Origin of the sequence: Sphingomonas sp. PWP1-2, from assembly GCF_049898305.1 — a bacterium.
GTDB classification, from domain to species: Bacteria; Pseudomonadota; Alphaproteobacteria; order Sphingomonadales; family Sphingomonadaceae; genus Sphingomonas; species Sphingomonas glacialis.
Genome location: NZ_JAFCXM010000007.1, coordinates 211,862 through 223,606, shown reverse-complemented (window position 1 = coordinate 223,606; position 11,745 = coordinate 211,862). Strand labels below are relative to the sequence as shown.

General features: G+C 67.7%; 9 protein-coding genes. 3 read left to right on the top strand and 6 right to left on the bottom strand.

What is annotated here, in order from left to right:
* Positions 1–206: 206 nt before the first annotated feature.
* Both ACP7C5_RS17505 and ACP7C5_RS17500 read right to left on the bottom strand, forming a co-directional pair.
* Positions 207–1,499, bottom strand: a complete 1,293-nt coding sequence (locus ACP7C5_RS17505; RefSeq protein WP_426265211.1) for a sigma-54-dependent transcriptional regulator — start codon at positions 1,497–1,499, stop codon at positions 207–209.
* Entirely contained in the window at positions 1,496–3,253 is a 1,758-nt protein-coding gene (locus tag ACP7C5_RS17500) for a sensor histidine kinase (RefSeq protein WP_426265210.1), read from the bottom strand. Before ACP7C5_RS17500 ends, ACP7C5_RS17505 begins: the two co-directional genes overlap by 4 nt.
* 358 nt (positions 3,254–3,611) lie before the next feature.
* Between ACP7C5_RS17500 and ACP7C5_RS17495 the strand changes: the two genes are divergently transcribed.
* Positions 3,612–4,952 (top strand): dicarboxylate/amino acid:cation symporter, encoded by a 1,341-nt coding sequence (locus ACP7C5_RS17495; RefSeq protein WP_426265222.1) that lies wholly within the window; start codon positions 3,612–3,614, stop codon positions 4,950–4,952.
* Position 4,953: 1 nt separating this feature from the next.
* On the top strand, positions 4,954–6,432 hold the full coding sequence (locus ACP7C5_RS17490; protein WP_426265209.1) for an alginate export family protein: 1,479 nt from the start codon (positions 4,954–4,956) through the stop codon (positions 6,430–6,432).
* Position 6,433: 1 nt separating this feature from the next.
* Here the strand turns inward: ACP7C5_RS17490 and ACP7C5_RS17485 are convergent, their stop codons facing one another.
* Positions 6,434–7,684 carry an arsenic transporter gene (locus ACP7C5_RS17485; RefSeq protein WP_426265208.1) on the bottom strand — a complete coding sequence of 417 codons (1,251 nt, stop codon included), beginning with the start codon at positions 7,682–7,684 and terminating at the stop codon, positions 6,434–6,436.
* A 749-nt stretch (positions 7,685–8,433) separates the two neighbouring features.
* Here ACP7C5_RS17485 and ACP7C5_RS17480 point away from each other — a divergent pair.
* The gene (locus ACP7C5_RS17480) at positions 8,434–9,192 is read left to right on the top strand and encodes a FadR/GntR family transcriptional regulator (RefSeq protein ID WP_322164141.1); all 759 of its coding nucleotides are present in this window, start codon (positions 8,434–8,436) and stop codon (positions 9,190–9,192) included.
* A gap of 294 nt (positions 9,193–9,486) precedes the next feature.
* On the opposite strand, the gene ACP7C5_RS17475 is transcribed toward ACP7C5_RS17480, so the two are convergent.
* The 3 genes from ACP7C5_RS17475 to ACP7C5_RS17465 all read right to left on the bottom strand — a co-directional run bounded on the left by ACP7C5_RS17475 (position 9,487) and on the right by ACP7C5_RS17465 (position 11,720).
* Positions 9,487–11,055, bottom strand: coding sequence for an alpha-N-arabinofuranosidase (locus ACP7C5_RS17475; protein ID WP_426265207.1), 1,569 nt, complete (start codon positions 11,053–11,055; stop codon positions 9,487–9,489).
* A gap of 252 nt (positions 11,056–11,307) precedes the next feature.
* Positions 11,308–11,571 carry a hypothetical protein gene (locus tag ACP7C5_RS17470; protein WP_426265206.1) on the bottom strand — a complete coding sequence of 88 codons (264 nt, stop codon included), beginning with the start codon at positions 11,569–11,571 and terminating at the stop codon, positions 11,308–11,310.
* Positions 11,572–11,585: 14 nt separating this feature from the next.
* Positions 11,586–11,720, bottom strand: coding sequence for a hypothetical protein (locus tag ACP7C5_RS17465; protein ID WP_426265205.1), 135 nt, complete (start codon positions 11,718–11,720; stop codon positions 11,586–11,588).
* Positions 11,721–11,745: the final 25 nt, after the last annotated feature.

Genomic DNA, 11,745 nt, shown 5'->3' with positions numbered 1-11,745 from the left:
GACTGCAGAAGCGAACCGTCCGGTCCGTCGCTGCGGTGACACCCCTCTAGGTCCACGCCCTGATTCGGTCAAACCCTTTTTTGCACTTTTCTTGCAATCCCGCGTCAATCCCGCAGAAATGCTCGGGTTCGGCCTTGCTTCGCCACGCATCCGTCGCAGGACAACCGGCCACCCGCTGATTCGGACCGCCCCCTCCCGGCCCTGAATCAGCTGCCGGACTGTCGCCGCAGGGCTCGCAGATCGATGCCGAGCCGCTTCACCCGGTAGTAGAAGGTCTTGCGCGGCAGCTGCAGGCGCTCGATCGCGAGCGCGATCTCGCCATCGGCGGCGGTGACGGCATCGATGATCGCCGCGCGCTCGAACGCATCGAGCCGGGCCGGCAAGGGTGCCAGCGCCATGTCGGGCTCCCCCCCGCTTTCATCGAGGCCCAGACACATCCGCTCGGCGGTCTTCTCGAGTTCGAGGACGTTGCCCGCCCAGCTGTGTCCGGCAAGGCGATGGGCATGATCCGCCACAGTGGGCATCGCGCAGCCATGCGTCCGCGCCGCGCGGGCCAGGAAATGCGCGAACAGCAGCGGGATGTCGGCGCTGCGCTCGGCCAAGGGCGGCATGCGCAGAGGAACGCCAGCCAGCAAATGGAACAAGGCCGGCAACACGCGGTCGCGTTCGCCCTCCTGCACCGCCGCGATGATCCGGATATCGACTGGATCGGGATCGCGCGCCTCGAGTGCGACCGCCCGCGTCTCGGCGAGCCGGACGAGCCGGTTCTGGAAGTCGTCGCTCGCCCATTCGAGGTTATGGAGAAACAGCGTGCCCCGGTCGGCGCGCGCCACGACGCCGTTGCGCACGAACAGCTCGCGCTCGATCAGCGCCGGCGTCACCGTCGCACAGTCGATCTTAAGGAAGCGATGTCGCGCGCGCCGGCCTGCGCGGTGGACGAGCCGCGCGAAATGCTCCTTGCCGGTGCCGAGCTCCCCCTCGATCACGATATCGAGCGCGGCATCGGCCAGGACCGGGATCATCCCGCGCAGCCGGACGATCGCGGGTGTCGCTCCGATCAACGCATTCCCCGCTTCGGCATCGGCCGCGGCGCGGAGCTGCCGGTTCTCGAGGAGCACAGCCCGCGCCTTCGCCGCGCGCGTCGCCGCCGCCAGCAGCCCTTCGGGATCGAACGGCTTGGTCAGGAAATCCCATGCCCCTGCCTTGATCGCGCCGACAGCCATCTCGACGTCGCCATGCCCGGTGATCAGCACGACGGGCAATTCGGGATCGCGCGCGTTCAACACGCCGAACAATTCGATCCCCGACATACCCGGCATCCGCACATCGGTGATGACGACGCCGGGATAATCCGCGCCGATGGCCGCAAGCGCACTCGCCGCATTGGCGAAGGCGCGTACGCTGAACCCCTCCAGCTCGAGCAACTGCGTCGTCGCCGCGCGCAGATCGTCATCGTCGTCGACCAGCGCGACCTCGAGCGGGGCCGAGGTCTCTCTCACGCGCGCCGCATCCCGATCTCGAAACGCGCCCCGCTCCCACCCCCGCCCTCGCCCTCACCCGGCAGCAGCCGAAGCGTTCCGCCGAGTTCGACCATGATGTCGTGCGCGATCACCAGCCCCAACCCCAATCCTTGCGGCCGCGACGTCACGAACGGGGTGAACAGGCGCTCCGCGATTTCGGCCGACACGCCCGGCCCTGTATCCGCGACGACCAGCCGGACGTGCGTGGCGTCGCTCGTCAGGGTCAGCGCGATCTGCCGTGTCTCGCACGTCGCCATCGCTTCCACCGCATTCTGCATCAGGATCACGAGCACTTGCTCGAGCCGGACCTTGCCGCCGATCACCGCGAGGTGCGGCGCGACCGTCGGGAGATCGAGCGTGACGCCGCGCAGCTGCTGCCTGAGGATCAGCAGCGCGCCGTCGATCACCTCGGCGATGTCGACCGGCCGCACCTCCCCGGTCTGGCGGCGCGCAAAGCCGCGGAGCTGCGCGGTGACCGCGCCGATCCGCTCCGCCAGCCCGCCGATCCTGACGAAATTCTCGCGCGCCTCCGCCATCGCGCCGCGATCGAGCAAGGTCGCACCCGAGGCGGCATAAGTGCGGATCGCGGCGACCGGCTGCGCGGTCTCGTGCGCGACGCTCGCGGTGATCTGCCCCAGCGCAGCGAGCCGGTTGGCCTGGCGCAGCGCTTCGCGCAGTTCGGCGGCACGCGCTTCGCTTTCGGCGCGCTCGTCCATTTCGCGCCGCAGATCGGCGGTCTGCCGCGCGACCGCCCGTTCGAGTTCCTCGGTCCGGCGGCGCGACAGCGTAACGCGTTGGCGCCACGCCCAGGCAAGCGCGGCGAGCGCGATCGTGGCGAGCGCCGCGCTGACCGACGCGGCACGGCGCGCGGCCGCGACCGCTGCGTCGATCGGCTGCAGCAGGAGCAATTGCCAGCCCGGCTGCGCGGTCACCACGGCGCGCGCGAGAAAGGTCGTGCCCAGCCCGACAAAGCGATCCTCGCCATCGACCGCCGCGACCGGCAAAGGCGCGAGTGCGGCTGGCGTGACGCGCGCCTCGCCGCGGAACTGCGCTTCGTCGCGCGCGGAGAGCGGCCGCGTCGCGGCGAAGCGCCAGGCCGGCCGGCTCGTCACCAGCACGACGCCGAGCGGGTTGCGGACGAGCGTGATCCCGCCGGCGCTCGCCCAGACGCGTTCGATCCGGTCGAACTCGAGCTTGATGACGATGACGCCGCGATTGGCGATTCGGCGCGAGAGATAGAGGCCCGGGTGCCCGGAAACCGTTCCCAGCGCATATTGGCTCGCCTCGCCGCGCGCGAGCGCATCGCGGAAATACGGCCGGAAGCGATAGTCGGCGCCGACGAAGCTCTGCGCCGATCGCCAATTGCTCGCCGAGATCGTGATGCCATCCGAGCCGATCACATAGATGGCGGGCGCGCCCGTCACGCGCGACAGCGCTTCGAGCTTGATGTCGAGCGCACGCTTTGCCGCCGCACTCCCGCCGATCGCGGCGATCACGTCGCGATCGTCCGCGAGCGTCAGCGGGAGCAAGCGGAACCGCGCGAGTTCGCCGTTGAGCAGCGCGGCGCGGAGCCGGGCATCGCTCTCGACTTGCTGGTGCAGCGCCGTGACGACGCGCTGCTCGGCAAGGCGCCCGGCGCCCCACGCCGCCGCGATCGCCAAAATCGCCGCGACGATCCCCCAGCGCACCCCGATCGAGCGCCCGACTGCCGCCAGTGCCGTGCGCGCCGTCATCCGCCGGCCCGGCGGGCGGGCGCGGCACGATGCGGTAAGCTTCGAAGGGCAGCGCAGGTCATGGTCGATCGATCTGCCATAGCAAGCGGGCGATGGGACAACAGCTTCGACACGCTGCGGTTGCGGGCGTGGCACACCAATGTGCAACTTTCGGCACAATGTCGCCAGCCTCTGTCCCGATTATTGCATATCGATCGGGCGTTCACAGCCATTCAGCCAGAGAGAAGCGATTATATTTCAATGTCTTGTGCTAAAATAACGAATTGTGCGCCATCCGCAGTCGCCACCGCCGCACACTGTTCGCATAGTCAACCGCCCGTCAGAGGCGCTCCCCCTGGATGAGGACGAGAAGGCCGTGATCCCGATTTCGCAAAACCCCGCCGCCGAGATACCGGCCGCTCCGCGCCGCTCCTGGTATCGCCACACCTATGCGCAGGTGCTGATCGCGATCGTCGCTGGCGTGCTGCTCGGGCATTTCTATCCGGCGACGGGTGAGTCGCTCCAGCCGCTGGCCGATGCCTTCATCAAGCTGGTCAAGATGATCATCGCGCCGGTGATCTTCCTGACGATCGTCACCGGCATCGCCGGGATGCGCGATCTCGGCTCGGTCGGGCGCGTCGTCGGCAAGGCGTTCGCGTATTTCTTCTTCTTCTCGACGCTCGCTTTGATCATCGGGTTGATCGTCGCCAATGTCGTCCGGCCGGGCGCGGGGCTCAATATCGATCCGACCACGCTCGATACGACCAAGGTCGCCGAATATGCCAGCAAGGCGCATGCAACGACGATGGTCGGTTTCTTGACCGGGATCATCCCCAACACCTTCCTGTCGGCGCTGACCGAGGGCAACATCCTGCAGACGCTGTTCGTCGCGGTGCTGTTCGGCATCGGCCTGGCGATGATCGGCGATCGCGGGACCAAGCTGCTCGGCGCGCTTGAGGATATATCGGTCGCGGTGTTCAAGGTCGTCGCGATCGTGATGAAGGCCGCGCCGATCGGCGCGTTCGGCGCGATGGCGTTCACCATCGGCAAATATGGCGCGGGGACGCTTGCCAATCTCGCGATGCTCGTCGGCACCTTTTATGCGACCTCTTTGCTGTTCGTCATCGTCGTGCTCGGGCTGGTCGCGCGCTGGGCGGGGTTCTCGATCTTCACGCTGATCGGCTATCTCAAGGACGAACTGCTACTCGTGCTCGGCACGTCGAGTTCGGAAAGCGCGCTGCCGAGCCTGATCGAGAAGATGGAACGCGCCGGCTGCCCCAAATCGGTGGTCGGGCTGGTCGTGCCGACCGGCTATTCGTTCAATCTCGACGGCACCAACATCTATATGACGCTCGCAGCTTTGTTCATCGCGCAGGCGTGCAATGTCGATCTGTCGCTTGGCCAGCAATTGCTGCTGCTCGGCGTGGCGATGCTGTCGTCGAAGGGCGCCGCGGGGGTGACCGGCGCTGGCTTCATCACCCTGGCCGCGACGCTGTCGATCGTGCCGAGCGTGCCGATCGCCGGGATGGCGCTGATCCTCGGGGTCGATCGCTTCATGAGCGAGTGTCGCAGTCTCACCAACTTCATCGGCAATGCGGTCGCGACCGTCGTCGTGTCGCGCTGGGAGGGCAAGCTCGACATGGAGCAGTTCCGCAGCGCGATCGCCGGGCGCAGCGTGCGCGTCGACGAGATGGCGGCCGACGCCGTTCCGGCCGAATAACATGCGCAAGCCGAACCCGATGCGCGCGCTGCGTGCCACCACCCCGCTTGCCCTGCTGCTTTCCACGCCAGCACTGGCGCAAGCGACCGCAGCGCCTGCCGCAAGCCCCGCCGCGACCGAATATCCCGCGGCGGCGGCGGGCGATGGCGCCACCACCAACGGCTATAATCTGTCGCGCTGGGCCGAGGATTGGCGCGTGCTACGCGATCCCGCCAAGCGCGACGATCCGATCGATCGGATCAAGTTCATCCCGATCGCCGACGACGGGCAAGTCTATCTCACGCTGTCGGGCGAGGCGCGGTTGCGCATCAACATGACGAGCAACCCGAACTTGCGCGAGACACCGCACCAGCGGCAGGACATCCGCCGGCTGACCGCGGGCGCCGATCTCCATCTCGGGCCGCATCTGCGCCTCTACGGCGAAGTCGCGCATGGCGGGATCGGCGGGCGTGAACTCGGCGCGCCCGCGGCGACGCTGCGCAACGCGCTGACGCTGCAGCAATATTTCGCCGAAGCGACCGCCGATGTCGGCGGCGTCGCGCTCGGGGCCCGCTATGGCCGCCAGGAATTCACCGACGGCCCCAATCTGCTCGTCTCGCAGCGCGACAACAACACGATCCGCTATACGCTCAACGGCATCCGCGCCTGGGCGCGCACCGGCCGCTTCCGCCTCGACGTGTTCGACCTCAAGCCGACGGCGTACGGCGATCTCGGTGTCGAGGACGATATCAGCGATCCGGCGCGCCGCTTCTCGGGCGTGACGCTCGGCCTGGTCGTCCCGACGCAGTGGTTCGGCGGGTCGAAGCTCTATGTCGATCCGTTCCTGTGGCGGCGGCGCAATTCGGTCGGCACCTGGGGCGGGCGGATCGGGCCGGGACGGCGCTTCTACGGCGGCGTGCATGTCTGGGGCGATGCCGGCCCCGTGACGATCGACTGGACGCTCAACCATCAATGGGGCAATTTCATCGAGCAGCGGATCGATGCGTGGCACGGCTTCTTTGCGCAGACCTATCGCGTCGGGAAGAGCCCCGCCGCGCCGCGGATCGGCTTCCATGCCGATTATGCGAGCGGCGGTGGCGGCTATGGCGGGCGCACGCTGCGCAACGCCTATGCGCCGTTCGGCAACAACGTCTATTACAGCTATCAATTGTCGCTCACGCCCTCGAACCTGATCGCGGTCGCGCCGACGGTGAGCTTCACGCCGGTCAAGAAGCTGCGCGTCAGTGCCGAATATCAGCTGACGTGGCGCGACGATGCGCGCGACGCGGTGTACCGCGCGAACGGCCAGCCGTTTGCGGGCACGCAAAACGTCGCCGACCGCAAGATCGGCAATGTCGCGCGCGTGCAGGCGGTCTGGTCGATCGCGTCGCGGCTGTCGTTCACCGGGCGCTACGAGCATCTCGCAGCAGGGCCATCGTTGACGAAGGCCGGCTATGCCAGCTCGGACTTCCTCGCCGGCTGGCTGAGCTTCCGGTTCTGAGCTAGCCGATCAGCAGCCGCGCGCCGAGCGCGGCGGCGAGCGCGGGGGCCATCGTCACCGCGCCGACCTTGAGGAAGCGCCAGAAGCCGACATCCTCGCCCTCGCGGCGGATCGCCTGGAGCCACAGGATCGTCGCGAGCGAGCCGGTGATCGACAGATTGGGCCCGAGATCGACCCCGATCAGCAGCGCATCGACGATCAGCCGCGGCGGATGGACTTGCGCCACCGCGGTGCTCGCCACCAAGCCGGCGGGAAGGTTGTTCATCAGGTTCGACGCGACGGCGAGGATCGTCCCCGACAGCGCCGCACCCTGTACGGGGTTCGCCGCCGCCGCGTGCAGCGCCGCGGCGACCTGCGCGATCACACCGGTGCGATCGAGCGCTTCGACCAGCACGAACAGCCCCGCGACGAGCGCGAGCACGCTCCACGACACCTGCCCCGCAAGCGCGAGCGGCGAGCTCTTCGCCAGGGCGCACACGCCGAGCGTCGTCGCGAACCCGGCAACGCAGGTCGGCAGGCCGAGCGACAGGTTGAACGCCGACATGCCGATCAGCACTCCGGCGGTCGCGACGATCCCGGCGAGTGCCGCCTTGCCACCTACCGAGAGCGGAGTGCGCTCGACATCGGATTCGCACGATCCCGCGAGGCTCTTGCGCTCGATCCAGCGGAGCGCCGCATAGGTCACGACGATCGCCGCGAGCGAGGGCAGCGCGAACGAGCCGAACCACTGGCCGAGCGGCGGCATCTTCCCACCATAGAGCACGAGGTTGGCGGGGTTGGAGATCGGCAGCACGAAGCTCGCCGCATTGGCGATCAGCGCGCACGCGAACAGCAGCGGCAACGGTTCGGCCTTGGCCTTGCGCGCCGCGGCATAGACCGCGGGGGTGAGCACGACTGCGGTCGCATCGTTCGACAGGAAGGTCGTCGTCACGATCCCGGTCGCATAGACGAGCAGGAAAAGCCGTGCGGAAGAGCCCTTGGCGTTGATCGCCGCGGTCGCCGCGAGCCAGTCGAACAGGCCTTGCTCGCGCGCGGTTTCGCTGAGCAGCATCATGCCGATCAGGAACAGATAGACGTCGAGCCCCTTGCCGATCGCCGCGACCGCCGCCGGAACGGGCATCAGCCCGAACACGACGAGCAGCACCGCGCCGGCCACCGCCCAGATCGCCTCGGGCAAGCGGAAAGGGCGCGTGATGACAGCGCCGGTGGCGGCCGCGCAAATGCCCCAGGTGGCGCCGTTCCCAAGGATCACCGACGCCGTCCATTCTTGTCGGGGCCGAGCTGCGTACCGGCGTCCGCCACTCCCTTCGCCGTCATCATACGCTCCTGCTCACACGGACCGAGCGCCCGCCGGCGTCAGACCTGAAGTGTCCGAGCGTAACGCTACCGCCACCATCGAGCCTAAACAGCTCCCTTCGTTTTCAGTTCACTTGGATTCAGAAACTTGCCGCAACTCGCTTCGAGCGCTGCGCGCCGCAAAACCAGGTTCTGTTGTCGGACTATTGACGCCAAGCCAGACTGCAGGACCCTTTTCTGCAGTCGAGCCCCGGAAGCGTCCCGCAACGCCGGTTGCACGATGCACCACCACGACCCGCCACTAAGCGCAGCCGTCTCGGGAGAGATGGGATGACCCGGCCAGGTGTCGATCGCCATTGCGCGCTCTTTGCTTCGGCGGCCGCTGAGGCAGGGCCTCCCTGCCCGTTCAGCGCCGCATCTTCCAGCGCCGCCGCGATCGGCCCGCGCGATGCAGGAAGCGGCACCACCGCCCGCAAGCTGGCCCAAGGGGCCGATCGCGGTCGACCTCGGCGATTCCATGATCCGCCCGCGCCAGCTCTGGACGATCGCGCCTGCGCCCGGCGGCGGTGCGCGGGGCGCCGTTTTGACCGAAAGGCTGGATTATCCGTAAACATGCTGACACGATGCCGGACACGCTGTGATGGGCGCAGTTTCCGAAGCGCGCCGTCGCTGCTAGAGGGAAAGGCTGTGACGATTAAAGCCCCCATCATCGCGCCAGACGATGCCGACGCCGGAGACGGTTCCCCCCCTCTGGCACGCCAGCCGCGCGGCAAGGGCAGACGCCTGCGCGGCGCCATTGCCCACAAGCTTGGCGTCGCGATCCTGTCGGGCGAATATGCCCCCGGCGAAACGCTGTCGAGCGAGACCGTCTTTGCCGAGACGCTCGACGTGTCGCGCAGCGCGTATCGCGAGGGGATCCAGGGGCTGATCGCCAAGGGCCTGGTCGAGAGCCGCCCCAAGACCGGCACGCGCGTCCTGCCGCGCGACCGCTGGAATCTGCTCGACCCCGACGTGCTCGCCTGGGCGTTTGCGGGCGAACCCGATCCGCAGCTGGTGCGCAGCCTGTTCGAGCTGCGGCTGATCATCGAGCCCGCCGCCGCCGGGATCGCCGCTGCCAAGCGCGACCGCGACGATATCAAGCGGATGAAGGACGCGCTTGCCGCGATGCGCCGCCATTCGCTCGCGACCGAGCCGGGCCGAACGGCCGATCGCCAGTTCCACGACGCGATCCTGCGCGCGACGCGCAACGATGCGCTGGTGGTGATGAGCGCCTCGATCGGCGCCGCAGTCGCCTGGACGACGCAGTTCAAGCAGCGGATGCGCGCGCTGCCGCGCAATCCGATCCCCGATCACGTGCTCGTCTATGACGCGATCGTCGCCGCCGATGTCGAGGGTGCGACTGCGGCAATGCGGCGGCTGGTCGAATTGGCGCTCGAGGACACGCAAAGCGTGATGGCAGTCTAACGCGCCATGCCGGACTTGATCCGGCATCGATGCGACCCGGTCGAGCATGGCGGCCGTCTCGCATGGACCCGGATCAAGTCCGGGGTGACGGCGCTCTTGGCATCCCCGGGCTGGCGCTCCAGCGCGACACCTTGGCGCCGCCTGCAATCGCGCGACCTGATTCGTGGTCGGCTGGACTGCTATCGCCTGCTACGCGCCGAAGGCATTGCGCAGCGGTGGATCGTCGCGCGCATCCCCGTCTCCTCGAGAACACGCGTCACCGCCGACCCAGCGCCGGCGACGCGCCGCTCCCGCTCAGCGCAAGTCGAGCACCACCACCGACTTGGCCGGGATCGTCGCGGTTAGCGTGCCCCCCGCGACTTGCGCCGCCGTGAACGCCACGGGCTTCACTGCATCGGGCTGCTCGAAGCTGTTATGCGCATCCATCGTCGCGCCGGTGACGATCCGGCCCGTAACGCTGGTCGCGCTCACCCCCGCGAGCGCCATGGACAGCGGGATCGGCCGATTGGGATCGAGATTGACCAGAGCGACATGCACCTGGCCCGCGGTATCGCGCACCGCCGATGCGCTGATCGCCGGCACCGCCACCGCATCCTTGTGATACCAGGGCGACGTGACCTCGATCGGCAAGGTCGTCGCGTCCATCCACGGCAGATAGAGGTCGAACACCCAATAGGTCGGCGTCTTGACCATCTTGGCGCCGTCGGTGAGCAGCATCGCCTGCAGCACGTTCACCATCTGCGCCACCGCCGCCATCTTCACGCGGTCGGCATGGTGCGCGAAGATGTTGAGATTGAGCCCGGCGACGACCGCATCGCGCACGCTGTTCTGCTGGACGAGGAAGCCGGGGTTGCTGCCCGGCGCCGGATCGTACCAGGTGCCCCATTCATCGACGACCAGCCAGACCTTCTTGGCGGGATCGTATTTGTCCATGATCGCCGAATGCTTGGTGACGAACTCCTCCATCTGGAGCGTGTGCGCCATCGTGCTCGCCCACTCGCTCTCGGGGAAGCCGAGCGCTGCACCCTTGTCGTTCCAGTGCACGTCGCGCGGGCGCGTATAATAATGCAGCGACAGGCCGTCGATATGCTTGCCCGACAGCCGCATCAGCGTGTCGGTCCATTCGTAGTTCGAATCGCTCGGGCCGCTGGCGATCTTGCGCATCTTGCCCGATCCCGATTTGGCGAAGGCGGCATAGCGGTTGGTCAGATCGGCGGCATATTCGGCGCGCATGTTGCCGCCGCAGCCCCACAATTCGTTGCCGATGCCGAGATAGGGCACCTTGAACGGCGCGGGATGCCCGTCCGCCGCGCGCTCCTTGGCGAGGCTCGAGCCATTGGGCGAGGTCATGTATTCGACCCACTGCGCGGTCTCGCTCGGCGGCGCGCTGCCGACATTGGCAGAGACATAGGCCTCGGCGCCGAGCCGCTCGACAAAGCCCATGAACTCGGGCGTACCGAAGGCGTTGTCCTCGTTGACGCCGCCCCAATTGGTGTTGATCTTGACCGGACGCTTGCCGCGCGCGCCGACGCCGTCGCGCCAGTGATATTCATCGGCGAAACAGCCCCCGGGCCAGCGCACCGTCGGCACCTTGATCGCGCGCAAGGCGTCGATCACGTCGCGGCGATAGCCATGGTCGTTGGGGATCTTCGATCCTTCGCCGACCCAAATGCCGCCATAGATGCCGTGGCCGAGATGCTCGGCGAACTGGCCGAACACCTGGCGCGCCATTACCGGGCCGGGGCGGTCGGCATGGACCGTGGCGGACGCGGTGGCGTCGCTGGCGGCATCATGGGCGACTGCCGCGGTCGACGCGAGCAGCACCGTGGCGAGAGAGAGCGCAAATCCGGCACGACGGGTCATCGGGGTTTCCTTCGCGGAGAGACGGGAGGGGTTGTCGGCGCGAGTCCGCACGGCGCGCGGTCGAGGGCTGGCACGGCGTCCAGCGACGGGCGCGTGCGCCGGTCGGATTCGGTCGTCGTCGTCGCCATGACCCGCATCCCCCTCCCCCCGGCACGGCCCGCGCGAGGCCTTGCATTTTCAATTATATTGTCTGACTATAATCGCAAAGTCGCGACGTCAACGTACGTCGAACGCAGCATCGCGATTGCGGCGCTACCCCCGCACCGCCCCCTCACGCCCGTCGATCACGCGGAAATGGCCGCTGCAATGCATCAGGCTGAGCAATTGGAGCATTCCGTCGAAATAGCACTGCTCGCCGGTCGGCACCGGCATATCCCACAGCGCCCGCAGAAACGCCTTCGCGTTCGGCCCCGGCGTGGCGGCGAAACCAGCCACCGCGGTCGCCGCAAGCGTGTCGCGATCGGCAAAGCGGTCGATCCCCTCCCCCGCGAGAAAGCCCTGGATCCGATCGCTCAACGTGCCCGAGCGCCTTATGGTGGCGCTATCTGCAAATCCAGCGCGAGACGTTGGCGCAACCATCGGAACGCATTGCCGAAGTCGCGACGGGCGACAGGCATGTCGCGGTCGGTCGGCGCGATCTTGAAACGCCTCGGCGCGACGTCCATGTCGCAGCCTTCATCAACCGGAGAG

Excerpts from the sequence above, each read along its gene's own strand:
- ACP7C5_RS17475 (WP_426265207.1), bottom strand. The coding sequence starts at position 11,055 with ATGACCCGTCGTGCCGGATTTGCGCTCTCTCTCGCCACGGTGCTGCTC.
- ACP7C5_RS17490 (WP_426265209.1), top strand. The coding sequence starts at position 4,954 with ATGCGCAAGCCGAACCCGATGCGCGCGCTGCGTGCCACCACCCCGCTT.
- ACP7C5_RS17465 (WP_426265205.1), bottom strand. The coding sequence starts at position 11,720 with ATGGACGTCGCGCCGAGGCGTTTCAAGATCGCGCCGACCGACCGCGAC.
- ACP7C5_RS17500 (WP_426265210.1), bottom strand. The coding sequence starts at position 3,253 with ATGACGGCGCGCACGGCACTGGCGGCAGTCGGGCGCTCGATCGGGGTG.